We start from the raw sequence: 25,426 nt of genomic DNA, 5'->3' as shown, positions 1-25,426 counted from the left end.
TCTATAACCCTGCTTTTAAACTTGCTTCAATGAATCGATCCAGATCGCCGTCCAGCACCGCCTGGGTGTTACGCGTCTCTACGCCGGTGCGCAGATCTTTGATGCGTGCATCATCGAGAACGTAAGAACGGATCTGACTTCCCCAGCCAATGTCGGACTTGTTGTCCTCCAGCGCCTGTTTCTCAGCATTTTTCTTCTGCATCTCAAGCTCATACAGCTTCGCTTTCATCTGCTTCATCGCCTGATCTTTGTTCTTATGCTGAGAACGGTCATTCTGACACTGGGTGACAGTACCGGTTGGAATATGGGTAATACGGACCGCAGATTCCGTCCGGTTAACGTGCTGGCCGCCCGCACCGGACGCACGATAAACGTCAATGCGCAGATCGGCTGGGTTGATGTCGATATCAATATCGTCATCCACTTCCGGGTAGATAAAGGCAGAGCTGAATGAGGTGTGACGACGACCGCCGGAGTCAAACGGGCTCTTACGCACCAGGCGATGCACGCCGGTTTCGGTGCGTAACCAGCCAAAAGCGTAGTCGCCTGACACGCGAATAGTGACAGACTTGATGCCTGCAACTTCACCTTCAGACTCTTCGATAATTTCAGTTTTGAAGCCTTTCGCTTCGGCCCAACGCAGATACATACGCATCAGCATGCTGGCCCAGTCCTGCGCTTCGGTGCCGCCGGAACCCGCCTGCAGATCGATATAGCAGTCGGCGCTGTCATACTCGCCAGAGAACATGCGGCGGAATTCCAGTTCGCCCAGCTTGCCCTCAAGGACATCCAGCTCGGCAACCGCTTCGTCGAAAGTCTCTTCGTCTTCCGCTTCTACAGCCAGTTCAAGCAGACCCTGCACATCTTCCAGGCCCTGCGACATCTGATCCAGCGTCTGCACGATCGCTTCCAGCGAGGAGCGCTCTTTGCCCAGCGCCTGAGCGCGCTCAGGTTCGTTCCAGACATCGGGCTGTTCCAGCTCGGCGTTTACTTCTTCGAGGCGTTCTTTCTTGGCATCGTAGTCAAAGATACCCCCGAAGAACGTCGCTGCGCTCACTGAGGTCCTGAATACGGTTTTTGACCGGGTTAATTTCAAACATGGCTTTGGCGTCTTTCTTATGTTCGATGGGACAGGAAAATTAACGCACAAGTTTACCCGAAACTGGCGGCAGATTGTAGCGCTGAGACAGCGGGCTGATGCCGGGGTTGCGTGACGTGTCGCATTTGCTTATCGGATCGCGGTGACATCCTCACGCGCAGCAGAATAACGCAGAAAACAATCGGGCGGTCGCGCATCTGCCGTAACCGGAGACGCGCGCACCCTGTTTAACTCAGTTCAGCGGCCAGATATGGTCGATGATCAGCTGCACCGAGCGGTTACCGCGATACTCATTGATATCCAGCTTATAGGCCAGCTCAACCTGACGAATGCTGCTGTCGGGCCACAGCGTGGTATCGACATTAAAGGCGATACCGTCGATCAGCGGACCGCCGTCCAGCGGCTCGACCATGACTTTAAGATGTCGCTCGCCCACCAGCCGCTGTTGCAGCAGCTTAAATTTGCCGTCAAAAGCGGGTTCCGGGAACGCCTGGCCCCAGGGCCCGGCTTCGCGCAACATCTCGGCGGTCTGCAGGGAAAACTCCTGCGGCTGCAGGGCGCCATCTGACCAGATGATGCCCTGCAGCGATTCGCCATCCAGCCACTCACCGACCAGGTCAGCAAAGCGCTGACGAAACTCCTCGTAGCGTGCGGTCTCCAGCGATAAGCCGGCTGCCATGGCGTGACCGCCAAACTTTAGCATCATACCAGGATTCAGGGTATCCAGACGCTCCAGCGCATCGCGCAGATGCAGTCCGGCAATCGAGCGGCCCGACCCCTTCAGCGTGCCGTCGCCTGCTGGCGCAAAGGCAATCACGGGACGATGGAAGCGCTCTTTAAGACGTGACGCCAGAATCCCCACCACGCCCTGATGCCATTCGGGATGATAGAAGGCCAGCCCCAGCGGCAGATCGCGCTGCTCGCGCTCCAGCGCCTGACACAGCGCCAGCGCTTCGCTCTGCATGCCCTGCTCGATCTCTTTACGCGTCTGATTCAGCGCGTCCAGCTCGCTGGCCAGCATGCGTGCCTGGCTGAGATCGTCGGTCATTAACAGCGCAACGCCCACCGACATATCGTCGAGCCGGCCTGCAGCGTTGAGTCGTGGTCCCAGCGCAAAGCCGAGATCGCTGGCCGCCAGCTGACGGGCATCGCGATTAGCAATCTCCAGCAGCGCGCGGATGCCTGGCCGGCATTTTCCGGCACGGATGCGGCTGAGCCCCTGCCACACCAGAATGCGGTTATTGACGTCGAGCGGCACCACATCGGCTACCGTGCCAAGCGCGACCAGATCCAGCATCTCCGCCAGATTCGGTTCCGTGCGGGTGGTGCCAAACCATCCCTTAGTGCGCAGATGGGCACGCAGCGCCAGCATCAGATAGAACGCGACGCCCACGCCCGCCAGCGCGCGCGAGGGAAAGTTGCAGTCCGGCAGATTGGGATTCACGATCGCCTCAGCGGCGGGTAAGGTCTCGCCGGGCAGATGGTGGTCGGTAATCAGCACCGGAATCCCGTGCTGATGAGCAAAATCAACGCCAGCGTGGGAGGAGATGCCGTTATCGACGGTCAGGATCATCGCCGCGCCGCGCGCACGCGCCTGCTCAACCACTTCCGGGCTAAGGCCATAACCATCTTCAAAGCGGTTAGGGACCAGATACTGCACGTTGCCGCCGCCCATGCTGCGCAGCGCCATGACAGTCAGCGCGGTACTGGTCGCGCCATCGGCATCAAAGTCGCCCACCACCATAATGCGACGCCCATCCAGCAGCGCCTGATGCAGCAGTTCCACTGCACTCTCAATTCCGCTTAAAGACTGGTAAGGCAGCAGGTTTTTCGCACCGCGCTCCAGCTCTGCGGCGTCACGCACGCCGCGTTGCAGATAGAGCCGCTTCAGCAACGGCGGCAGCGTGGCCGGTAGCGCATCGTCAACCGTCACCTCACGGCGACGCAGTTCCACTTCCTGTTTTACCACCGATTAACCACCACGCTTCTGATTGTCCAGCACCTGCTTCAGCTCCTGCGGCGACTGATAACCCGGGATCATCATGCCGGTGTCAGTCAGCATCGCAGGGGTGCCCTGAATGCCAAACAGCACGCCCAGTTTGTAATGCTGAGAAATATCGATTTTGCAGCTGTCTGGTGCGGCCATCTTCGGCGCATTGCCTTTCATCGCCTCATCAAACGCTTTATTGCGGTCAGCGCTGCACCAGATCGCCTTCATTGCCGGTTCGATCTGACCATTCAGTCCCTCTCGCGGAAACGCCAGGTAGCGCACGGTAATGCCCAGCGCATTGTAGTCCGCCATCTGCTCGTGCAGCTTGTGGCAGTAACCACAGGTGATGTCGGTGAAGACGGTGATCACATGCTGCTCTTTCGGGGCTTTGTAGACGATCATCTCCGGCACCAGCGCCTCGACTTTTTTGTCCAGCAGCTGGTTGGTGACGTTGACCGGCTGTTTGCCGCTGACGTCATAGAGCGGGCCCTGGATCATATGTTTGCCGTCATCGGTAACATAGAGCACGCCGCTTTCCGACAGCACGGTTTTAAAGCCAGGCAGCGGGGATGGACTGATCTCCGTCTGGTTCAGACCGAGCTTTTTAAGGGATTGCTGAATGGCGCTGTCATCGGCCTGTGCGAGACCGGAAAAGGCGCTGGCTAACAGGGCCAGCATGGCAAAATGCTTGTTCATTTTTATCCTTATGGCCGCGAATCAGGCTCGCGGATGGTGTTGTTGATGCAACTGACGCAGGCGCTCAGTGGCGACGTGCGTATAAATTTGGGTGGTGGAGAGATCGCTATGTCCCAGCAGCATCTGTACGACACGTAGATCCGCACCGTGGTTCAGCAGATGGGTCGCAAAGGCATGACGCATTACATGCGGCGATAACTTTTCGCTGTCGATCCCCGCCAGCGTGGCGTAATGCTTGATGCGATGCCAGAAGGTCTGGCGCGTCATCTGCTGCGCCCGATTGCTGGGAAACATCACGTCCAGCGTCTGCCCATTGAGCAGCCACGGACGACCATGTTCCATATATTGCTCCAGCCAGTAAACCGCTTCTTCACCTAAAGGCACCAGCCGCTCTTTATCGCCTTTACCGATAACCCGGACAACGCCCTGCCGCAGGCTGATGTCGCTGAGCGTCAGGCCAATCAGTTCGGAGACACGCAGGCCGGTCGCGTAGAGCAGCTCCAGCATTGCTTTGTCGCGCAGCTCCAGCGGAATATCGATATTCGGCGCCTGCAACAGTCGTTCGACCTGCGCTTCACTGAGATCTTTCGGCAAACGCTGCGGCAGTTTTGGCGCGGACAGCAGTGCGCTCGGATCGTCCGGTCGCAGCTTTTCGCGATAAAGATACTGGAACAGGCGACGCATGGCGCTGAGCAACCGCGCTGAGCTTGTCGCTTTGTAACCGCCCTCCAGCCTTTCGGCCAGGAACTGCTGCAGATCCAGTGGCGTCACGCTGAGCAGCGTTAGCTGATGATGCGCCAGCCAGCCGGTCAGCGTCTGAAGATCCTGACGATAAGAGGAGAGAGTATTCTGCGCCAGATTGCGTTCAATCCAGAGCGCATCAAGAAACTGTTCTGTCAGATCGCTGTCCTGCACGTTGTCTCCGCCGTCTGGTGTAAAATCATGCTCATTATGCCTGATTCAGCAGCGCTTCTGGTACAATTGCGCCAAAGCCAGTATTTACAGAGTGTTATCTGCATGAAAATCGGTCTTTTTTACGGTTCAAGTACCTGTTACACCGAAATTGTAGCGGAGAAAATTCGCGATTTTATTGGCGAAGAGTTAGTGACGCTGCATAACGTGAAAGATGACGACCCACGCCTGATGGAACAGTACGATTTGCTGATCATGGGCATCCCGACCTGGGATTTCGGTGAGTTGCAGGAGGACTGGGAGGCGATCTGGACGCAACTGCCCGCGCTGAATCTGCAAAACAAGATTGTTGCGCTGTATGGCATGGGCGATCAGATTGGCTATGGCGAGTGGTTTTTAGATGCGCTCGGCATGCTCCACGATTTGCTGCAGCCCATGGGCGTGCGGTTTGTCGGCTACTGGCCGCTTGAGGGCTATGAGTTCACCAGTCCTAAACCGCTGAGTGCCGATGGCTCGCAATTTGTGGGTCTGGCGCTGGATGATGTGAATCAGTTCGAGGTCACCGATGAGCGCGTTGAGCAGTGGTGCGAGCAGGTATTAACCGAAACCGCTGCACTGCTCTGAACGATTCCGTGCTCTGGATTGCCGCTCTAGACACGAGCGCCTGCAGATGCCGGCAGATAATAGTCTGCCCTGTTGCCATTAATGTCGCGCTTTGCTGAAACAGCAGGCGCGTAATGCTCGCCATTCGCCGGGCTGCATATTGTCCCGCATCAGCCACCATCGTAGCGTAGCGCCCTTTTCACTCCTGGCCACCAGCAAGACGCCAATCGGTAACCAGCGCAGCGGCTGGGTCGGTCGCCAGCGTTTTCCCTGCCAGATCCAGCAATGACCGCCTTCCCGCTGTAACTCACCGCGCCGCTGACGCAATCGTCGGAAGCTGCACCAGCCTTCAGCCAGCAACAACAGAATAACCGGCACTTTAATCAGCCAGCCGCCCACCGGCAGCGGCATCAACACGACGCCAGTCACGGCTGCCACCAGCCAGGCGCACAGACATCCGCACGCCAGGCGGGAGGGCTGCAGCTTACATTGCCACGGGGCCGCGATCATGGTTACGCTGCTGGATCAAATTCACCATCCGCTTAAGCTCTGGATCTTTTGGCTCACCGTGATTCATCAGCCAGTTAAACAGGTCGGGATCGTCACTCTTCAGCAGGTTAACAAAGACCTGCTTATCAGTGTCATTAAGCGTGTCATACTCAAATTTGAAGAACGGCATAATAGCCACATCCAGTTCCAGCATGCCGCGACGGCAAGCCCACTGAATACGTGATTTATCATTAATATCCATGCATCAATTTCCACAATTCACAACGTGGCCGCTAGTGTAACCTGGTTTAATGCAGCTCGCAGGCGCAGCGTCGCAGGCTGTGCAACCTGCCACATTTCAGATTGTAGCTTTTCAGGGTTATCACGCCTTTTGTGCGCCGTTTTCCGTAAACAGGTTGCATTGCCAGTCGGCTCTTTTAACATTGAAGACAATGTTCCGGATGAACCTTCTAATACAGGATATCTCCATGCCCACTTTTACTTTACCGCCGCGCCAGCCTGCCGCGTCGTCTCGCCTGCCATTAACCCTGATGTCACTGGATAGCTGGGCGCTGGTTTCCATTACCGGTGCTGACAGTACCGCTTACCTGCAGGGTCAGCTAACGCTAGATGTCGCGGCGCTGGATGCAGACCACCATTCGCCCGCCGCACACTGCGATGCCAAAGGCAAAATGTGGAGTAATATGCGCCTGTTCCATCGCGGCGAAGGCTATGCCTATCTGATCCGCCGTGAACTGCGCGACACCCAGCTGACTGAGTTAAAAAAATACGCGGTGTTTTCGAAAGTGACGATGGCAGCTGACGATGAGTGCGTGTTGCTGGGCCTGGCCGGTTTTCAGGCCCGCGCCGCGCTGGCAAATCTGTTTGATAACCTGCCCGACAGCGAAAAACCAGTGGTGCAGCAGGGAGAAACCACGCTGCTGTGGTTTGCCCAACCCGCCGAACGTTTTCTGATTGTTACCTCGCTGTCACAGGCAGAAGCGCTGAAACAGAAGCTTAATGACGATGCTCAGTTTAATGACAGTCAGCAGTGGCTGGCGCTGGACATTGAAGCGGGCATTCCGGTAATCGATCCGGCCACCAGTGTGCAGTTTATTCCTCAGGCCACCAACCTGCAGGCACTGGATGCTATCAGCTTCAAAAAGGGCTGCTATGCCGGTCAGGAGATGGTCGCCAGAGCGAAATATCGCGGTGCCAATAAACGCGCGCTCTACTGGCTGGCGGGTCAGGCAAGTCATCTGCCCGAAGCCAATGCTCCGCTGGAGTTACAGATGGGTGAGCGCTGGCGTCGTACCGGAAGCGTGCTGGCTGCGGTGCAGTTAGATGATGGAATCAGCTGGATTCAGGTGGTGCTGAATAACGATCTGGAGCCGGACAGCGTGCTGCGGGTTGAAGGTGACGAAGGCGGGCATCTGACCATTCAGCCGCTGCCCTACTCGCTGGCTGAAGAGTGATGTAACCGCATGGCCCTTTCATTAACGGAAGGGCCATGCCGCAATCTACTCAGCGCACATAAAAATAGATGGCGCAGAAGTGGCAGAGACTGCCGCCCAGCACAAACAAATGCCAGATGGCGTGGTTAAAGGGAATGCGGCGTGCCACATAGAAAATCACCCCAAGCGAATAGATAATTCCGCCTGCGGCCAGCAGCCAGATGCAGCCCGGCGGCAGGATCATCGCCAGCTGATAAACCACAATCAGCGACAGCCACCCCATGCAGAGATAGGTCACCAGCGACAGCGCTTTAAAGCGATGTGCAATCGTGAGCTTGAACACAATACCCGCCAGCGCCAGCCCCCAGATCACCGCCATTAAGCCATACGCCAGGGGCGTCCTCAGTCCGACCAGCAGAAACGGCGTATAGGTCCCCGCAATCAGCAGATAGATGGCACAGTGATCGAGCTTTTTCAGCCAGGGTCTGGCGGGCCCATCCGGGATTGCGTGATAGAGCGTTGAGGCCAGAAACAGCAAAATCATGCTGCCGCCATAGAGGCTGTAGCTGATAAAGGTGATGGTGTCAGCCTGCCTCTCAGTGGCCTGATGGAGCATCAGCACCAGCCCGACGATGCCAGAGAGGCAGCCAAGACCGTGACTGATACTGTTGGCAATCTCCTCGGTAATGGAATAGCCCGCAGAGGGTCGATGTTTTTGAGAGAGTGTGGTGGTCATATTAGTTTCCTGAACAGCGCCATAGCAGTAGTCACTGTTACCCAGCCTACCCAATAATTTTTTCAGTGTACACGTGTACGCTAAAAATGCTCACAGAAATTCACTATCCCTTAAACCACGTACTGAATCTGGTAAACTGACCTTCGGTCAACTGTTCAATGAGTCATTCATGTTTTCGCATCGCGATCTCGCCCGCCTTAACGATCTGGAAATGCAGGTCTATCAATTCATCATTAAGCACCGCGAGGGCGTCAGCTATATGACGATTCGCGAGCTGGCTGAGCAGGCTGCCGTCTCCACCACCACCGTGCTGCGCTTCTGCCGCAAGATGGATTGTGAAGGCTGGTCAGAGTTCCGCATCCGCCTGCGCTTAAGCGAACAACAGCGTGCACCGCTGCTCAACACGGCGGGCGTCAGTGAAATGCTGAGTTTTTTCAAGAGTATTAATAACCCGGAGTTTGAACAGCTCATCACGCAGGCTGCGCAGAAAATTAATCAGGCGGATCGGGTTTTCTTTATTGGCGTCGGCACCTCCGGCAGTCTGGCAAAATATGGCGCGCGGTTTTTCTCTAACCTCGGTAAATTCAGTCACGCCATTGACGACCCCTACTATCCGGTCAGCACTGACCTGTATGAAAATGCCGTCGCCATTATTTTATCGGTCTCCGGCGAAACGGAAGAGATCCTGCGCATTGCCAGTCAGTTCAGCCTGAAGAAGTGCAAAATCATTGCGATAACGAATACGGAAAGCTGCTCTCTGGCGAAGATTGGTGATTTTAACCTCTGCTATCACGTGCCGATTATTCGCATGGCCGACAATTCTGACATTACCACTCAGGTGCCGGTGACCTATATTATTGAAGCAATAGGCCGCCAGCTGGGGAAATAAAACAGCGTGTTTTTTGGATGTAACAAACGTAATTCCAGGCGCGCTGTTATATCGTGACTTTCAATATTGCCTTGCTACACTCAGCTCAATTTCAATATCCGTAATGGAGTAAAGCATGAGTGCAGAATTGCAGTTACCAAAAGGCTTTCTTTGGGGCGGTGCGGTCGCGGCGCATCAGGTTGAAGGTGGCTGGGATCAGGGCGGCAAAGGCGTCAGCATTGCTGACGTGCTGACCGGCGGTTCACACGGCGTTGACCGCGTGATCACCGACGGCGTACAGCCTGGTCATTTCTACCCGAACCACAAAGGCGTGGAGTTTTATTCTCATTATAAACAGGATATCGCGCTGTTTGCCGAGATGGGCTTTAAATGCTTCCGCACCTCCATTGCCTGGACCCGCATCTTCCCCAATGGAGATGAGCAGCAGCCTAATGAAGCGGGCCTGCAATTCTATGACGATCTGTTTGATGAACTGCTGAAGTATGGCATTGAACCGGTCATCACACTTTCGCACTTCGAAATGCCTTATCACCTGGTCAAAGAGTATGGCGGCTGGCACAACCGCAAAGTGGTCGACTTCTTTGTGCGCTTCAGCGAAGTGGTGCTGAACCGCTATAAGAACAAAGTGAAATACTGGATGACCTTTAACGAGATCAACAACCAGCGCAACTGGCAGTATCCGCTGTTTGGTTACTGCTGTTCAGGTGTGATCTTTACCGAGCATGAGAAACCTGAACAGGCAATGTATCAGGTCATGCACCACCAGTTTGTTGCCAGCGCTAAAGTGGTGAAGCTCGGTCACGACATCAATCCTGACTTCCAGATTGGCTGCATGATCGCCATGGTCCCTGTCTACCCGTTCTCCTGCCACCCGGACGATGTGGTGCTGGCGCAGGAGTCGATGCATCAGCGCTATGTGTTCAGTGACGTGCAGATGCGTGGCTACTATCCGGCCTACACGCTCAGGGAGTGGGCACGTAAAGGTTATGACATTCAGATGGAAGCGGACGATGCTGAGACGCTGCGCCAGGGCTGTGCAGACTATGTCGGTTTCAGCTACTACATGAGCAACGCCGTGAAGAGCGATGCCAGCGGCGTTGACGATCCCATCACCGGCTTTGAAGGTGTGGTGAAAAACCCGCATGTGAAAGCGTCAGACTGGGGCTGGCAGATCGATCCGGTCGGCCTGCGTTATGCCATGAACGAGATGTATGAGCGTTACCAGAAGCCGCTGTTTATTGTCGAAAACGGCTTTGGTGCGATCGATAAGCCCGGCGCTGACGGCCTGATTGAAGATGATTACCGCATCGACTACCTGCGTGCGCACATCGAAGAGATGAAGAAAGCCGTAGCGTATGATGGTGTGGATTTAATGGGCTACACACCATGGGGTTGCCTGGATTGTGTCTCTTTTACCACCGGCCAGTACGATAAGCGCTACGGCTTTATTCATGTGAATAAAAACGATGATGGCAGCGGCGACTTTTCTCGTGCGAAGAAGAAAAGCTTCAGCTGGTATCAGCAGGTTATCGCCAGCAACGGCGAAAACCTCTGATTCCTGAAGCCGCATAAGCTACGAAGTGAGTTAACGACCACCGGCAGCGTCAATGATGCTGCCGGTGACGTATGAGGCCGCATCGCTGGCCAGCCAGACAATCGCTTCCGCTACCTCTTCTGCCTCACCGCCGCGCCCCATCGGAATCGCGCTGGCAAGTCTGTCTACCCTGCCCGGCTCTCCACCATCGGCATGCATCTCTGTATAGATAAATCCCGGACGTACGCCATTGACCCGAATCCCCTGCTGCGCCACTTCCAGCGACAATCCTTTGGTCAGCGTATCCATCGCCCCTTTTGAGGCGGCGTAATCTACATATTCGCCAGGCGCACCGGTACGCGATGCGGCCGACGAGACGTTTACAATCGCGCCGCCCTGACCGCCGTGATGCGTGCCCATCCGCTTAACCGCCTCACGACAGCAGAGAAAGGATCCGATGACGTTGGTCGCAAAGACCTTTTGCAGTCGCGCCGCCTCAAGCTGTTCGGTGCGGCATTGCTGAAACAGAATCCCGGCGTTGTTCACCAGCAACGCCAGCGGCATAGAGTGCTTGTCGAGCTGCGCAAACATCGCCATCACCTGCGCTTCATCACTGATATCCGCCTGAACCGCAAAGGCTTCACCGCCCTGCTGCTGGATCTGTGCCACCAGCTGTTGCGCTTCGGCCTCGCGCTGACGATAGTTCACTGCAACCCGATAACCCCGGGCTGCCAGTAACAGTGACGTGGCCCGCCCGATACCGCGGCTGCCACCCGTAACCAGTGCCAGTTTCATGCTGATTCTCCATAACAAAGGGCCGACGAATCGGCCCCTGATGATTAACGCTTGCCCGTAGGGAGATTACTGATAATCGCTCATCGGCACGCAGGAGCAGAACAGATTGCGGTCGCCAAACACATCATCCAGACGTTTTACGGTCGGCCAGTATTTGTTATGGCTGCCTGCCGGGAAGACCGCCAGTTCACGGCTGTAAGGATGTGACCACTCACTGACGATTTCCAGCTGGGTATGCGGCGCATTAACCAGTGGGTTATCGTCCAGCGGCCATTCCCCTGCCGCCACCCGGTCAATTTCCATACGGATCGCCAGCATTGCGTCAATAAAGCGATCCAGTTCGATTTTACTCTCTGACTCGGTCGGCTCCACCATCAGCGTGCCCGCCACGGGGAAGGACATGGTCGGCGCGTGGAATCCATAATCGATCAGGCGCTTAGCAATATCCAGCTCACTGATGCCGGTCTGCTCTTTCAGCGGACGGATGTCGAGAATACATTCGTGCGCCACACGGCCATCGCGGCCGGTATAGAGCACCGGATAAGCAGACTGCAGGCGGCTGGCAATATAGTTAGCATTCAGAATCGCGACCGAACTGGCCTGTTTCAGCCCTTCGGCTCCCATCATGCGAATGTACATCCAGCTGATCGGCAGAATAGAGGCGCTACCAAACGGCGCTGCGGAGACCGCGCCCTGCTGCGTCAGCACACCGTCGATCTGCACCACGCTGTGTCCCGGAACAAACGGAGCCAGGTGCGCTTTCACGCCAATCGGTCCCATACCCGGACCGCCGCCGCCGTGCGGAATGCAGAAGGTTTTGTGCAGATTGAGGTGCGAGACATCTGCGCCGATGTAGCCTGGCGTGGTGATGCCGACCTGCGCATTCATGTTCGCGCCATCCAGATACACCTGACCGCCATACTGATGCACGATCTGGCACACTTCACGGATGGTCTCTTCATAGACACCGTGTGTGGAGGGATAAGTCACCATGATGCAGGAAAGTTTGTCGCCCGCCTGCGCCGCCTTTTCACGCAGGTCGCCAAGGTCGATGTTGCCCTGTTTGTCGCACGCGACCACGACCACATCCATACCCGCCATCTGGGCTGAGGCCGGGTTCGTACCGTGTGCCGAACTCGGGATCAGACAGAGATGACGATCGCCCTCGCCGCGACTTTCGTGATAGCGGCGGATCGCCAGCAGCCCGGCATATTCCCCCTGCGCGCCAGAGTTAGGCTGCATGCAGAGTACATCATAGCCGGTGAGCTGCACCAGCCACTGCGACAACTGGCCGATCATCTGCAGATAGCCGGTAGCCTGTTCAGCCGGGCAGAATGGATGCAGCTCAGCAAACTCCGGCCAGGTGATCGGGATCATCTCAGCGGCAGCGTTGAGCTTCATGGTGCAGGATCCGAGCGGGATCATCGCCTGATTCAGCGCCAGATCCTTTTTCTCCAGGCTGTGCATATAGCGCATCATCTCGGTTTCGCTGTGATGACGGTTGAACACCGGATGGGTCAGGATCTCGCTGTGACGCTGCAGGCCCGCAGGAATCGCGTGGCTTTCACTGGCGACTTCGCTGTCGAGTTTTTCCAGATCCTGGCCATGTTCATCACCCAGCAGAATAGCAAACAGCGCCAGAATATCTTCGCGGCAGGTGGTTTCATCCAGCGTGATGCCAACGGCATTATGGATGTCGCTGCGCAGGTTAACGCCAAAGCTCAAAGCGCGGTTCAGCACAGCGGCTTTATCCGCCACTTCCACCGTCAGCGTATCGAACCAGTGCTGATGGCGCAGTTTCAGGCCGCCCTGCTGCAGTCCGGCTGCCAGGATGCTGGTGAAGCGGTGAATGCGTGAGGCAATACGTTTCAGACCAGCCGGGCCGTGGAAAACTGCATAGAGACCCGCAATGTTTGCCAGCAGTACCTGCGACGTACAGATGTTGGAATTAGCCTTTTCACGACGGATATGTTGTTCACGGGTCTGCATCGCCATGCGCAGTGCTGTGTTACCTGCGGCATCACGTGACACACCGATGATGCGGCCTGGCATAGAGCGTTTATGCTCGTCGCGGCTGGCGAAGAAGGCAGCGTGCGGACCGCCGTAACCCATCGGCACGCCGAAGCGCTGAGCGGAACCAAAGACAATATCTGCGCCCTGCCTGCCTGGCGCTTCCAGTAACACCAGCGACATAAAGTCTGCCGCCACGCTTACCACGACTTTGCGTGCTTTCAGCCCGGCAATCAGCGCGCTGTAATCGTGCGCGTTGCCCGTCGTTCCCACCTGTTGCAGCAGCACACCAAACAGGTCGTCGTGATCCGCTGCCTTGTCGGCGCTGTCGATGATCAGTTCAAAACCGAACGTCTCTGCACGAGTCCGGACCACATCCAGCGTCTGCGGATGAATATCGTCGGCAATGAAGAATTTATTGGCGTTTTTGAGCTTGCTGACGCGTTTTGCCATCGCCATCGCTTCGGCTGCAGCCGTGGCTTCATCCAGCAAAGAGGCGGACGCAATATCCATGCCGGTAAGATCCAGCGTCAGCTGCTGGAAGTTCAGCAGTGCTTCCAGGCGGCCCTGCGAGACTTCAGGCTGATACGGGGTATAGGCAGTGTACCAGCCCGGATTTTCCAGCATATTACGCAGGATAACCGGCGGAGTGATGACCGCGCTGTATCCCATACCAATCCAGGATTTGTAACGCAGATTCTGACTGGCAATGGCTTTCAGTTCGGCCAGCGCCTGCTGTTCAGTCGCGGCTTCGCCAACGGCGGGTGGACCCGGCAGCTGAATGTCTGCCGGCACAATCGTGCTGATTAACGCGTCCAGCGAACGGGCACCAATCGCGTCAAGCATCTGCGCCTGCTGCTCAGGTGAAGGACCGATATGGCGCTCAATGAATGCACCGTTGTGTTCAAGCTGGCTGAGAGTCTGAGTCATTAGCAGTAAATCCTGAATCGGGCTGGGGGAACCGGAGAGCAAACAGAAATCTGCGGCCTCTGTCTGAGGCCGCCTGACGATTACTCGTCGATGGAGGCTTTATAAGCATCCGCATCCAGCAGCGTGTCGATTTCAGACGCGTCACTGGCTTTGATTTTAAATAACCAGCCGCCGTCATAAGGCTCGCTGTTGACCTGCTCCGGTGAGTCAGTCAGGGCATCGTTGACCGCCACAATCTCACCGCTAATTGGCGCATAGATATCTGACGCCGCTTTAACGGACTCTGCCACCGCGCACTCTTCACCGGCGGCAAACGTCGCGCCCACTTCAGGCAGATCGACAAATACCATGTCGCCCAGTAACTCCTGCGCATGTTCAGTAATACCCACGGTGTAGCTGCCATCGGCTTCTTTGCGCACCCATTCATGGCTGTCGCGGTACTTCAACGTATTCGGCACATTGCTCATTGGCCATTTCTCCTGAATAAAATTTACTGAGCGACCGGTTTACCGGCGCGGACAAAAACGGGACGGGTAACCTGGACGGGCATCTGGCGGTTACGGATCTCAACGATGGCGGTGCTGCCGACCGAGGCCGGTACGCGCGCCAGGGCGATGCTGCAACCCAGCGTCGGTGAGAAAGAACCACTGGTGATGATCCCCTCCTGTGGCTGCCCCTGGTCATCGGTGAAACGCACCGGCTGGCCGTTACGCAGCACCCCTTTTTCTGTGAGGATCAGCCCCACCAGCTTTTCTGTGCCGCGTTCACGCTGCAGTTCCAGCGCTTCCCGGCCTATGAAATCGCGGTCAGAAGGTTCCCAGCACACCGTCCAGCCCATGTTGGCGGCCAGCGGTGAAACGCCTTCGTCCATCTCCTGACCATAAAGATTCATTCCGGCTTCCAGGCGCAGTGTGTCGCGTGCGCCCAGTCCGGCAGGTTTTACGCCAGCTGCCAGCAGGCGCTGCCAGAAATCGGCTGCCTCACCGGCGGGCATCGCAATTTCATATCCTGCTTCGCCGGTGTAACCAGTGGTCGCGATAAACAGGTCACCTGACTGCACACCAAAAAACGGCTTCATGCCAGCCACAGCCTGACGCTGCTCCTCGCTGAACAGCGTCTGCGCTTTCTGCTGCGCCTGCGGACCCTGCACAGCAATCAGCGCCAGGTCATCGCGTTCCGTCAGCGTAATGCCATAACCCTGCGCATGTTGTGTGATCCAGGCGAGATCGTTTTCACGGGTTGCGGAGTTCACCACCAGCCGGAAGAACGATTCGCTCATAAAGTAAACAATCAAATCGTCAATGACGCCACCCGACGCATTCAGCATCCCGGTGTAAAGCGCTTTGCCTGGCTGCGTCAGTTTTGCCACATCATTCGCCAGCAGATAGCGCAGGAATTCGCGGGTACGCGGTCCTGTCAGGTCGACGATGGTCATGTGAGAGACATCAAACATCCCGGCGTCAGTGCGCACCACATGATGTTCATCCATCTGGGAGCCATAGTGCAATGGCATCATCCAGCCATGAAAATCCACCATGCGGGCACCGCAGGCCTGATGCTGTTCAAACAGAGGTGTTTGCTGAGTCATAACCATCCTGTGCAGAAGCGAGTGAGGGCAAAATTGCGCCGGAATTGAGTGCCGACGCAAACGTTCTCTTACGACTGACGTTACCACCGAATCTGACGATTAACCATAAGCAAACCGGGGTCGAACGCAGATGCACAGCCTAACCAGAAACAGCCTGTGACAGGATAAAAAACTGCAATTTTGTGATTAATCGCGCAATAAATGCAGGGACTTTAAATATACACAGCAAATTTATGCGGCAAGGCGTTCAGGATGTTAAAAAAATCCCGCTGACCGCGAAGAGATGAATGAGAAAAAGTAATGCGAAATTGCTAGCAAAATTAGAATAAATCAAACGAAGACCCGGACTGGTGCAGCATTGCCTTTTGGTGGTGCAGAGGGATTCAGACATAAAAAAAGCCAGCAGACGCTGGCTTATCAAAAGGCGAGAATTTAGCGAAGCCAGGCGGGCAAATCATTCAGGCCCATCGCCTGCTTCAGCATCATAGGTTTTACCCCTGGCAGACGATCAGCCAGTTTCAGACCGACGTCACGCAGCAGTTTTTTCGCCGGATTATTGCCAGCGAACATCTCCCGGAAGCCCTGCATGCCAGCCAGCATCATTGCGGCGCTGTGTTTACGGCTGCGCTCGTAGCGACGCAGATAGAGGTGCTGACCAATATCTTTGCCCTGCTGATGCAGGCGGCGAATCTCGCCAATCAACTCGGCGGCATCCATAAAGCCAAGGTTTACGCCCTGCCCCGCCAGCGGATGAATGGTGTGAGCCGCATCGCCCACCAGCGCCAGACGGTGTGCCGCAAAGTTGCGGGCATAGCGCGCTACCAGCGGGAACGATTTGCGCTCGCTTTCCAGCTGACACAGGCCGAGGCGCATATCAAACGCCACTGAGAGCTGCTGATTGAACAGCGCTTCCGGCATGGTTTCCAGACGGCTCGCTTCCTGTGGCGAGAGCGACCAGACGATGGAGCTCAGATGCGGATCCTGCATCGGCAGGAAAGCCAGAATACCGTCGCCGTGGAACACCTGGCGGGCCACCGCGTCGTGCGGCTTCTCAGTGCGGACGTTAGCCACTAACGCACGGTGATCGTAATCCCAGAAAGTCAGCGGAATATCGGCTTTGTTGCGCAGCCAGGAGTTAGCACCGTCAGCGGCAATCAGTAATCGCGCGCTTAACATACTGCCATCCTGCAGCGTAACAAAGGCTTCGTTGTCACCAAATGCCACCTGCTGTAACTGCGAAGGTGCCATTATCGTCACGTCGCTGCAGGCGCTGGCACGTTGCCAGAGCGCAGTGTGAATCACCGGGTTTTCGACGATATGGCCCAGATGTGACAAGCCCTGCTGCTCATCATCAAAAGCGATGGAGCCGAAGCTGTCCTTATCCCACACTTCCATGCCGTGATATGCGCGGCAGCGCAGCGAAAGAATGGTCGACCAGACATCCAGCTTCTGCAGCAGCCGTTCGCTGGCGGCGTTTATCGCCGACACGCGAATCGACGGTGACGCACTCAGCGCCAGCGGTGGCTCCGGCGATTTTTCCAGCACGGCGATGCGCAGTCCGCTGCCCTGCAAGCCGCAGGCCACCGCCAGCCCCACCATACCGCCACCGGCGATCACCACATCAAAACTTTGCATCTGAGCCTCTTTATTAACGCTTAACCCAGCCAAGCGTACGCTCAGCCAGTTGATTTCGTAGCCACGGCAGATGATCCATTGCCAGCAGGCCCAGGTTACGTCCTGCCACCAGTGGACCATACTGGTTTGCAAAAACGCGCACCAGTCCGTCGGTGATGCCGATAGTGGCGGCGCGATCGGGCTGACGACGCTGCTGATAATGATGCAGCACGGCATAGCTGCCGGGATCCTGCTGATGACGATGGGCGGCTGCCAGCGTTTCAGCCAGCGACATCACATCGCGCAGGCCAAGATTGAAACCCTGCCCGGCAATGGGATGCAGCGTCTGTGCAGCATTACCCACCACCGCCACACGGTGCGTCACCGGCGACATCGCCCGGTGTAGCGCCAGCGGGTAGTATTCTCGCTGACCCGTGTGAGTGAATTTGCCCAGTCGCCAGCCAAAGGCACGCTGCAGCTGACTCAGGAATTCAGCCTCGCTCCACTGCTCAATGCGTTCGCGCTGCGAAAGCGGATGACACCAGACCAGCGAGAGACGGTTGCCAGACATCGGCAGTAGCGCCAGCGGGCCATGCTCGGTGAAACGCTCGAAAGCGCGGCCCTGATGGGGCAGCGCAGTGGAGACATTGGCAATTACCGCGAGCTGCTGATAGTCGTCTCTTTGCCACTGAATACCGCACGAGGCGGCCAGGGCAGAGCGCGTGCCATCCGCGGCCACCAGCAGCTTGCCGCTGAGTTGTTCGCCACTGTCCAGTGTCACCTCAACCTGCTGGTCGCTTCGGTGAGCCTGGGTAACGCGTGCAGGACAGCGCAGCGTCACGCCTGGCGCTTTTTTCAGTTCCGCAAACAGCCGCTGACCGACATCAAACAGCTCGACAACCTGCCCCAGCGCCGGAATGTCATAATCAGCCGCCGCCAGTGACACAAAGCCCGCGTGACCGCGATCGGAGACATGGATATGGGTAATCGGCGTGGCACAACTGGCAATGCGCTGCCACAGGTTGATATCCGCCAGTTGCTGGCAGGTTCCGGCCGCGAGGGCAATCGCGCGGCCGTCAAAACCGGGATGCGCCCGGCTGCCTGGCTCGCTGCTTTCAATCAGCGTCACCGGCAGTGTGCCCTGGGTGAGATGGGAGATCGCCAGCGCCAGCGTCGCCCCGGTCATGCCGCCTCCGGCAATCAGAATTGTCATGCCTGTTTTGCCGCCGCCATCAGTGCTTCAATCTCATCGGCTTCTTTCACGACGCTGTCGGTGAGATTCTCAATGCCCTCTTCCGTAATCACAATGTCATCTTCGATTCGGATGCCAATGCCGCGATATTGCGCGGGTACATCCGCATCCGGCCCGATATAGAGACCCGGCTCAACGGTTAACACCATGCCCGGCTCCAGAATCCGATCGCGACTCGGGGTGCCGTAGTGACCTACGTCGTGAACGTCCAGCCCCAGCCAGTGGCCCAGGCCATGCATATAGAACTGGCGATGTGCGTCTTCGGCGATCAGGGTATCGATGTCACCCTCCAGGATACCCAGCTCCACCAGACCGGTGATCATAATGCGCACCACTTCGTCATTCACTTCGCGAATGCTGACGCCAGGCCGGAACATCTCAAGCGATCGCTTCAGCGAAGCCAGAACGATGTCATAAATCGCGCGCTGCGCCGGGCTGAATCGGCCGTTAACCGGGAAGGTACGGGTGATATCACCGGCATAGCCGTGGAATTCACAGCCTGCATCGATCAGTACCAGATCGCCGTCGCGCATCTCACTTTCGTTTTCGGTGTAGTGCAGAATGCAGCCGTTCTCGCCGGCCCCCACAATGGTGTTATAGGAGGGATAACGCGCGCCGTGACGGGTAAATTCGTGATGGATCTCCCCTTCCAGCTGATACTCAAACATGCCCGGCTGACAGGTTTGCATCGCGCGAGTATGCGCCAGTGCACTGATTTTCCCGGCGCGGCGTAACAACTCAATTTCATCCGCATCTTTAAACAGGCGCATCTCATGCACCCATGGACGCCAGTCAGTGACGGTGGCTGGCGCGCTAAGATTCTGGCGGAAACCGCGACGCAGTTTATCCAGTGCGCTGAACACCAGAGTGTCTGCGTGAGCATATTCGCCCTGCGCATGGTAAATCACATCCAGGCCATTCAGCAGCAGGTGCAGCTGTTCACCAATAGCGGTCCAGGGTAAGGCACGATCCACGCCGAGTTTATCGGGCGCGGCCTCCTGACCCAATCGACGACCAGACCAGACTTCCGCTGCGGGGTCACGCACGCGGTTAAACAGCACGCTGTGGTTGTGATTTTCATCGCTTTTGATCAGCACCAGCAATGCCTGCGGCTCATTAAAGCCGGTGAAATAACTGAAGTCGCTGCTCTGGCGGAAGGGATATTCGGTGTCGTTACTGCGCGTCACTTCAGGCGCAGCAAAAATCAGCGCTGCGCTGCCAGGCACCATCTTCGCCAGCAGCGCCTGACGACGCTGCAGGTATCGTTCCAGTGAAATCATCTCTGCACTCCCTGTAAACTGACCGGTTAAACGCGTTGACCTGAAATTAGTGTAGCGTCGGTTTTTGCACTTCTGGCGCGGTTGGCTGCGGACGAGTGAAGGTATCGTGGCACAGCAGTGCAGCGACACGCACATATTCAATCACCTCTTCCAGCGACTGCTCCAGTTCTTCCTGGTCTTCATCCTCTTCGTAACCGAGTTGGGCAATCGTACGCAAATCATCGATTGCTTCGCCGGTTTCGCCGGTGACTTTATCCAGTTTAGGCTGTGTTACGCCCAGACCGAGCAGAAAATGGTTAACCCAGCCTGCCAGCGCATCGGCACGGTCAAATACGGTGATGTCGTCGTCCGCAGGCAGCATGAGCTGAAACAGGAAACCCTCATCTTCCAGCGTAGTGGCCGTGTGCTCGTGCAGCGCCGCCAGCGGGACCGCAAGCGTGTGTGAAAACGCCATGCCTTCGTTAGCCAGATCGTGTACCAGCGTCTTCCAGCTGGTGTCCTGGTTACCGCCGCAGAGGATGCCGCTTAGCAGGCCATGCATTTCTGCAGGCGTCATACCAACACCCTGCTGTGAGAGCACTGCCGCGAGCGCGTTGTAATCGGGGGTTGCGTTCTGTAAGGACATAAGTTTTCATCGTCGTTGGCAGAATAAGTTCGTGTTATGCTACCACTAGCTGCCTCAAGGTTTCCAGAAAAGGGGTTGTATCTTATTTCGTGGGTCTATATAGTTGCCCGCCTCCCAAGCCATTGACAGCTAAGGGAGTTGCGAGCGAAGTAATCAGTCAGGAAGGTGGCATGTCTGCACAACCGGTAGATTTACAAATTTTTGGTCGTTCGTTGAGAGTGAATTGTCCGCCAGAGCAGCAAGATGCGCTCAATAGCGCGGCTGAAGATCTCAATCAACGGTTGCAAGATCTAAAAGTTCGCACTAGAGTCACCAATACAGAACAACTGGTGTTCATCGCCGCGTTAAACGTCTGCCACGAGCTGGCGCAAGAGAAAGTGAAAACGCGCGATTATGCTGCTAATATGGAACAGCGTATCCGTATGTTGCAGCAGACGATTGAACAGGCATTAGTTGAGCAAGGTCGCATCTCTGAGCGTGAGGGTGCGAAGTTCGAATAAAACTTCATGGTTGCTATACTAAAGTAACGGTGAGGTAAATTTTCTCTGAGATGTTTGCATGTGGGCCAGTCCCCTGAGCCGATATTTCGAAAAAACAGAATGTGACGCTCGTAACCTGTGTGCATGCTCGGTTCGTCCGAGAAGCCTGATGGTTATGACGGCATGTTCACCTTGAACCAAGGGTTCAAGGGTTACAGCCTACGGCGGCATCTCGGAGATCTCTCTTCCTGCAGTCCTGCTTTCATCCCCATACCGACATGTTATAGTCGCTGTTCAGCGACTTATCAGGCGGGGAAATCATGTCTGAATCTTCCATGTCATCACCTTCAATGATACAGCGTCAGGTTATCCGTCAGCAGGTACGCCATTTGCGCCGTGCAATGACTGAAGATCAGCAGGCCCAGGCGGCCGAACAGCTCGCTGAACTTGCCCTTAACTATGCGCCGATTACTCACGCGCGCAACATTGCCCTGTTCCTGTCAGTTGATGGTGAGCTGAATACCCGTCCGCTGATTGCCAGGCTCTGGCATCTGAAGAAAGCGGTCTATCTGCCCGTTTTGCATCCCTTCTCGCCCGGTCATTTACTGTTTCTGCGCTACACGCCCGATACCCCATTGCATATCAATAAACTACGTATTCCTGAACCGCCGCTGGATATCCGGCAGTTGATCACGCTTGATCAGCTGGATCTGATGATGGTGCCATTGGTTGCGTTTGATCAGCATGGGCAGCGTCTGGGCAGGGGCGGCGGCTTCTACGATCGCACCCTGCAGAACTGGCGACAGCACGGCTTTTTGCCGGTTGGTCTGGCCCACGATTGTCAGCAGGTCGATAGCCTGCCGGTGGCAGAATGGGATGTACCTTTGCCGGCGGTAATGACGCCGTCAAAGCTCTGGCAGTGGGAGTAGAAGAGCCGCTGTTATGGGCTTTTTCAGACGGATCAGCACCCCGAATCAGGGCGAATTTTGCAACAATGAAATAGCACCACGCGAAGGGGACACGGTAAGAAGAGGAAAGCGGCCCCCGCGCGGGCCAGGCAGTCAGGAATGACGTGTTTGCGACTTTCCGATCTGACCGTTTTTCCTGAGCAGGCTCAGCCTCACAGCAGATCGTACCTGATAGCACGAAGTGGCGCTATTTAGCGCCACTTCGTGTCTGCATCGCTTAGTAAAGCAGACGGGCGCGGATAGTACCCGGAATCGCCTTCATCAGCTGCAGCGCGTTCTCGGCCACTTCTGGCTCGGCATCAATGTCGATAACCACATAGCCCATAAACGGCGAGGTTTGCAGATACTGGGCGGCGATGTTGATGCCCTGCTCTGCGAAGATCTGGTTGATGGCTGTCAGCACGCCTGGACGGTTCTCATGGATGTGCAGCAGACGACTGGCGCTGATACCGTGAATCGGCAGTGAGACTTCCGGGAAGTTAACAGCTGACAGCGTCGAGCCGTTATCGGAATATTTCGCCAGCTTGCCCGCCACTTCAATCCCGATGTTCTCCTGCGCTTCTTCCGTCGAACCGCCAATGTGCGGCGTCAGGATCACGTTGTCGAATTCGCTCAGTGGAGAGATAAACGGCTCGCTGTTGGTGGCGGGTTCTGTCGGGAAGACGTCGATGGCCGCGCCACCAACATGTTTACTGGCCAGCGCATCACACAGCGCCGGGATATCGACTACGGTACCGCGTGAGGCGTTAATCAGCAGCGCACCGGGCTTCATCTGCGCCAGCTGTTCTGCACCGATCATATCCTGTGTTGAGGCAGTTTCCGGCACGTGCAGGCTGACAACGTCGCTCATGTTGAGCAGATCGGCCAGATGGCGTACCTGGGTAGCATTCCCCAGCGGCAACTTGTTTTCAATGTCGTAGAAGAAAACATGCATGCCCAGGCTTTCTGCCAGCACGCCCAGCTGCATCCCGATATGACCATAACCGATGATACCCAGCTTTTTGCCACGTGCTTCAAATGAGCCTTTGGCAATCTTGTTCCAGATGCCACGGTGCGCTTTCGCGTTCGCTTCCGGGATGCCACGCAGCATCAGCAGCATCTCACCAATCACCAGCTCCGCAACCGAGCGGGTATTGGAGAACGGCGCGTTGAACACCGGAATACCCCGGCTGGCAGCAGCCTGCAGATCAACCTGGTTGGTGCCGATACAGAAACAGCCAACGGCGACGAGCTTTTCAGCCGCCGCAAAAATCTCTTCAGTGAGCTGGGAGCGGGAACGGATACCAATGAAGTGTGCATCGCGAATCGATGCTTTTAACGCGTCGGAGTCCAGCGCGCCCTTGTGGAATTCGATGTTGGTATAGCCTGCAGCCCGCAGGTTATCCAGCGCGCTCTGATGGACACCTTCCACCAGCAGGAACTTAATCTTATCTTTTTCCAGTGATACCTTTGCCATTTCCCAATCCTATTCAGCATTCAATGAGGACTACCATAAGCCAGCCTTCTGTCAAAATATCAAAAAAATCGCGTCCGGCAATACAAACGATTGCCCGGCAGCCAGCACGGCAGCGGCTGCCAGCAGTACATTGCCGGACAAAATCATGAGAGAGGCAAAGAAGAGAGAACGAACCCGCTGCCGATGACGCTTATGTGACATAAGTCACCAAATTTCACCAGTGTGAGAAAAGATGATTTTCAGGCAGAAATAACTGACGCCTTTACGGCGCCAGACAGATCATTTTTTGATAGTTTTGACCCCATCAGGTCCGCCAATCAGTGCAATATCGGCACCGCGCGCGGCAAAAAGGCCGACAGTGACGACGCCAGGCAACGCATTGATGGTTTTTTCCAGCTCAATCGGATCCAGGATACGCAGATTATGCACGTCGAGAATAATGTTACCGTTATCCGTTACCACGTTCTGACGATACTCCGGTAAGCCGCCCATTTTCACCAGCTGACGCGCCACATAACTGCGTGCCATCGGAATCACTTCAACCGGCAGCGGGAAGCGGCCCAGTACATCCACCTCTTTCGAGGCGTCAGCGATACAGATAAAGGTTTCAGCCACTGCAGCCACAATCTTTTCACGCGTCAGCGCCGCGCCGCCGCCTTTAATCATCTGCATCTGCGGGTTGATCTCATCCGCGCCATCGACGTAAACCGACAGCACATCAATCTCATTCAGGTCAAAAACCTGAATGCCCAGGCTTTTCAGCTTCTGGGTGGAGGCATCTGAGCTGGAGACGGCACCGTCGATCTGATGCCTGACCGTGGCAAGCGCATCGATAAAGTGGGCAGCGGTGGAGCCGGTGCCTACGCCGACAATGGTGCCCGGCTGCACGTAATCAAGTGCAGCCCAGCCAACGGCTTTTTTCAGTTCATCCTGGGTCATGGTATGTTTAAAACCTGTGCGACAACGAAGTGCGCGTAGTATAAAACAAGGCTTGCTGAAAATGCTCGGCTGACCGACGTGGATTTATCGCTTTGCAAGCCAGTCCACAAAAACAAGAGAACCATCACAGATAACAGTTTTGTGGCATAGTGACGTCCATCCTGAAGGAGAATGAATATTAATGAAACGCCCGGATTATCGAACGCTTCAGGCGCTGGATTCAGTGATCCGCGAACGCGGATTTGAGCGTGCCGCACAAAAATTGTGTATCACTCAGTCTGCAGTTTCACAGCGAATCAAGCAGCTGGAGAACCTGTTTGGTCAGCCGCTGCTGGTGCGCACTGTGCCGCCGCGCCCGACCGAACAGGGCCAAAAACTACTGGCGTTACTGCATCAGGTGGAATTGCTGGAAGAGGAGTGGCTGGGCGATGAGAACAGTGGCACCACGCCGCTGCTGCTGTCGCTGGCGGTCAACGCCGACAGTCTGGCGACCTGGTTGCTGCCTGCGCTAAAAGATGTGCTGGCTGACTCCCCCGTTCGCCTGAATCTGCAGGTTGAAGATGAAACACGCACTCAGGAGCGTCTGCGTCGGGGTGAAGTGGTGGGTGCGGTGAGTATTCAGCCGCAGCCGCTGCCGAGTTGCCTGGTGGATCAGCTGGGTGCGCTCGACTACCTGTTTGTGGCGTCACGCGACTTTGCTGAACGCTTCTTTCCAAACGGCGTTACCCGCTCTGCCCTGCTGAAAGCGCCTGCCGTGGCTTTTGATCATCTTGATGATATGCACCAGGCTTTCCTGCAGCAGAACTTTGACCTTTCACCTGGCAGTGTGCCCTGCCACATTGTGAACTCGTCTGAAGCCTTTGTGCAGATGGCCCGACAGGGATCGACCTGCTGTATGATTCCACATCTTCAGATTGAACGTGAGCTGGCGAGCGGTGAGTTAATCGATTTGACGCCGGGATTGTATCAGCGCCGGATGCTCTACTGGCATCGGTTTGCGCCTGAAAGCCGGTTAATGCGTCGGGTGACCGATGCGCTGATTGCGCATGGACATCGGGTGCTGCGTCAGAATGACGTCGCGGCCTGAA

At 56.1% G+C, this 25,426-nt stretch carries 24 protein-coding genes and 1 other RNA gene; 8 read left to right on the top strand and 17 right to left on the bottom strand.

The window, feature by feature from the left end; all coding sequences use genetic code 11:
* Position 1: 1 nt before the first annotated feature.
* From prfB to xerD, 4 genes are all read right to left on the bottom strand, one after another.
* Positions 2 to 1,100, bottom strand: a protein-coding gene (gene prfB / locus Q7C21_RS19875) for a peptide chain release factor 2 (protein ID WP_099257461.1) whose coding sequence is annotated in 2 segments (ribosomal slippage) — positions 2 to 1,024 and positions 1,026 to 1,100 — 1,098 coding nt in all. Because the reading frame shifts where the segments join, the coding sequence is not laid out codon by codon here.
* A gap of 231 nt (positions 1,101 to 1,331) precedes the next feature.
* Positions 1,332 to 3,068, bottom strand: coding sequence for a single-stranded-DNA-specific exonuclease RecJ (recJ, locus tag Q7C21_RS19870; protein WP_105099880.1), 1,737 nt, complete (start codon positions 3,066 to 3,068; stop codon positions 1,332 to 1,334).
* 3 nt (positions 3,069 to 3,071) lie between these two features.
* Complete coding sequence (gene dsbC / locus Q7C21_RS19865) at positions 3,072 to 3,785, bottom strand: bifunctional protein-disulfide isomerase/oxidoreductase DsbC (protein WP_003852889.1); 714 nt, start codon at positions 3,783 to 3,785, stop codon at positions 3,072 to 3,074.
* A gap of 21 nt (positions 3,786 to 3,806) precedes the next feature.
* Positions 3,807 to 4,700, bottom strand: coding sequence for a site-specific tyrosine recombinase XerD (gene xerD, locus Q7C21_RS19860; protein ID WP_003852887.1), 894 nt, complete (start codon positions 4,698 to 4,700; stop codon positions 3,807 to 3,809).
* A 102-nt stretch (positions 4,701 to 4,802) separates the two neighbouring features.
* Between xerD and fldB the strand changes: the two genes are divergently transcribed.
* On the top strand, positions 4,803 to 5,321 hold the full coding sequence (gene fldB / locus Q7C21_RS19855) for a flavodoxin FldB (RefSeq protein ID WP_003852885.1): 519 nt from the start codon (positions 4,803 to 4,805) through the stop codon (positions 5,319 to 5,321).
* Between the two features lie 78 nt (positions 5,322 to 5,399).
* Here the strand turns inward: fldB and Q7C21_RS19850 are convergent, their stop codons facing one another.
* Positions 5,400 to 5,810, bottom strand: coding sequence for a protein YgfX (locus Q7C21_RS19850; protein WP_039660742.1), 411 nt, complete (start codon positions 5,808 to 5,810; stop codon positions 5,400 to 5,402).
* Positions 5,785 to 6,051, bottom strand: coding sequence for an FAD assembly factor SdhE (sdhE, locus tag Q7C21_RS19845; RefSeq protein ID WP_003852881.1), 267 nt, complete (start codon positions 6,049 to 6,051; stop codon positions 5,785 to 5,787). Before sdhE ends, Q7C21_RS19850 begins: the two co-directional genes overlap by 26 nt.
* Before the next feature lie 226 nt (positions 6,052 to 6,277).
* Here sdhE and ygfZ point away from each other — a divergent pair, with 226 nt between their 5' ends.
* Entirely contained in the window at positions 6,278 to 7,264 is a 987-nt protein-coding gene (ygfZ, locus tag Q7C21_RS19840; RefSeq protein ID WP_008925670.1) for a tRNA-modifying protein YgfZ, read from the top strand.
* A 49-nt stretch (positions 7,265 to 7,313) separates the two neighbouring features.
* Here the strand turns inward: ygfZ and Q7C21_RS19835 are convergent, their stop codons facing one another.
* Positions 7,314 to 7,979 carry a hemolysin III family protein gene (locus tag Q7C21_RS19835; RefSeq protein WP_039660741.1) on the bottom strand — a complete coding sequence of 222 codons (666 nt, stop codon included), beginning with the start codon at positions 7,977 to 7,979 and terminating at the stop codon, positions 7,314 to 7,316.
* Positions 7,980 to 8,148: 169 nt separating this feature from the next.
* Between Q7C21_RS19835 and Q7C21_RS19830 the strand changes: the two genes are divergently transcribed.
* Positions 8,149 to 8,868, top strand: coding sequence for a MurR/RpiR family transcriptional regulator (locus tag Q7C21_RS19830; RefSeq protein ID WP_003852874.1), 720 nt, complete (start codon positions 8,149 to 8,151; stop codon positions 8,866 to 8,868).
* Positions 8,869 to 8,983: 115 nt separating this feature from the next.
* Positions 8,984 to 10,423 (top strand): 6-phospho-beta-glucosidase, encoded by a 1,440-nt coding sequence (locus Q7C21_RS19825; RefSeq protein WP_003852873.1) that lies wholly within the window; start codon positions 8,984 to 8,986, stop codon positions 10,421 to 10,423.
* Positions 10,424 to 10,453: 30 nt separating this feature from the next.
* On the opposite strand, the gene Q7C21_RS19820 is transcribed toward Q7C21_RS19825, so the two are convergent.
* From Q7C21_RS19820 to Q7C21_RS19785, 8 genes are all read right to left on the bottom strand, one after another.
* The gene (locus Q7C21_RS19820; RefSeq protein ID WP_039660739.1) at positions 10,454 to 11,197 is read right to left on the bottom strand and encodes an SDR family oxidoreductase; all 744 of its coding nucleotides are present in this window, start codon (positions 11,195 to 11,197) and stop codon (positions 10,454 to 10,456) included.
* A gap of 66 nt (positions 11,198 to 11,263) precedes the next feature.
* Positions 11,264 to 14,137: an aminomethyl-transferring glycine dehydrogenase gene (gene gcvP / locus Q7C21_RS19815; RefSeq protein ID WP_375151047.1), complete on the bottom strand. Its 2,874-nt coding sequence runs from the start codon at positions 14,135 to 14,137 to the stop codon at positions 11,264 to 11,266.
* A gap of 80 nt (positions 14,138 to 14,217) precedes the next feature.
* Positions 14,218 to 14,604, bottom strand: coding sequence for a glycine cleavage system protein GcvH (gcvH, locus tag Q7C21_RS19810; protein WP_003852867.1), 387 nt, complete (start codon positions 14,602 to 14,604; stop codon positions 14,218 to 14,220).
* Positions 14,605 to 14,627: 23 nt separating this feature from the next.
* Positions 14,628 to 15,725: a glycine cleavage system aminomethyltransferase GcvT gene (gene gcvT, locus Q7C21_RS19805; protein ID WP_039660737.1), complete on the bottom strand. Its 1,098-nt coding sequence runs from the start codon at positions 15,723 to 15,725 to the stop codon at positions 14,628 to 14,630.
* Between the two features lie 432 nt (positions 15,726 to 16,157).
* On the bottom strand, positions 16,158 to 17,360 hold the full coding sequence (ubiI, locus tag Q7C21_RS19800; RefSeq protein WP_375151046.1) for an FAD-dependent 2-octaprenylphenol hydroxylase: 1,203 nt from the start codon (positions 17,358 to 17,360) through the stop codon (positions 16,158 to 16,160).
* A 13-nt stretch (positions 17,361 to 17,373) separates the two neighbouring features.
* A complete protein-coding gene (gene ubiH, locus Q7C21_RS19795; RefSeq protein ID WP_039660734.1) occupies positions 17,374 to 18,552 on the bottom strand; it encodes a 2-octaprenyl-6-methoxyphenyl hydroxylase in 1,179 nt (392 codons plus the stop codon).
* Positions 18,549 to 19,871 (bottom strand): Xaa-Pro aminopeptidase, encoded by a 1,323-nt coding sequence (pepP, locus tag Q7C21_RS19790; protein ID WP_140916630.1) that lies wholly within the window; start codon positions 19,869 to 19,871, stop codon positions 18,549 to 18,551. Before pepP ends, ubiH begins: the two co-directional genes overlap by 4 nt.
* Positions 19,872 to 19,917: 46 nt before the next feature.
* The gene (locus tag Q7C21_RS19785) at positions 19,918 to 20,496 is read right to left on the bottom strand and encodes a YecA family protein (protein WP_003852855.1); all 579 of its coding nucleotides are present in this window, start codon (positions 20,494 to 20,496) and stop codon (positions 19,918 to 19,920) included.
* Between the two features lie 170 nt (positions 20,497 to 20,666).
* On the opposite strand from Q7C21_RS19785, the gene zapA reads away from it, so the two are divergent.
* The 3 genes from zapA to Q7C21_RS19770 all read left to right on the top strand — a co-directional run bounded on the left by zapA (position 20,667) and on the right by Q7C21_RS19770 (position 21,904).
* The gene (gene zapA / locus Q7C21_RS19780) at positions 20,667 to 20,996 is read left to right on the top strand and encodes a cell division protein ZapA (protein ID WP_008925677.1); all 330 of its coding nucleotides are present in this window, start codon (positions 20,667 to 20,669) and stop codon (positions 20,994 to 20,996) included.
* A gap of 39 nt (positions 20,997 to 21,035) precedes the next feature.
* Positions 21,036 to 21,218: non-coding RNA, 6S RNA (gene ssrS, locus Q7C21_RS19775), on the top strand.
* A 92-nt stretch (positions 21,219 to 21,310) separates the two neighbouring features.
* Entirely contained in the window at positions 21,311 to 21,904 is a 594-nt protein-coding gene (locus Q7C21_RS19770) for a 5-formyltetrahydrofolate cyclo-ligase (RefSeq protein WP_375151054.1), read from the top strand.
* Between the two features lie 256 nt (positions 21,905 to 22,160).
* Here Q7C21_RS19770 and serA read toward each other — a convergent pair whose 3' ends face one another.
* Entirely contained in the window at positions 22,161 to 23,399 is a 1,239-nt protein-coding gene (gene serA / locus Q7C21_RS19765; RefSeq protein WP_003852850.1) for a phosphoglycerate dehydrogenase, read from the bottom strand.
* 279 nt (positions 23,400 to 23,678) lie between these two features.
* On the bottom strand, positions 23,679 to 24,338 hold the full coding sequence (gene rpiA, locus Q7C21_RS19760) for a ribose-5-phosphate isomerase RpiA (RefSeq protein ID WP_003852846.1): 660 nt from the start codon (positions 24,336 to 24,338) through the stop codon (positions 23,679 to 23,681).
* 181 nt (positions 24,339 to 24,519) lie between these two features.
* Between rpiA and Q7C21_RS19755 the strand changes: the two genes are divergently transcribed.
* Positions 24,520 to 25,425 carry a LysR family transcriptional regulator ArgP gene (locus Q7C21_RS19755; RefSeq protein ID WP_008925678.1) on the top strand — a complete coding sequence of 302 codons (906 nt, stop codon included), beginning with the start codon at positions 24,520 to 24,522 and terminating at the stop codon, positions 25,423 to 25,425.
* Position 25,426: the final 1 nt, after the last annotated feature.

The sequence above is a fragment of the Pantoea sp. ANP04 genome (assembly GCF_041982285.1).
In the GTDB taxonomy this organism is placed as follows: Bacteria; Pseudomonadota; Gammaproteobacteria; order Enterobacterales; family Enterobacteriaceae; genus Pantoea; species Pantoea eucalypti.
This window is presented reverse-complemented; position numbering and strand designations above follow the sequence as displayed.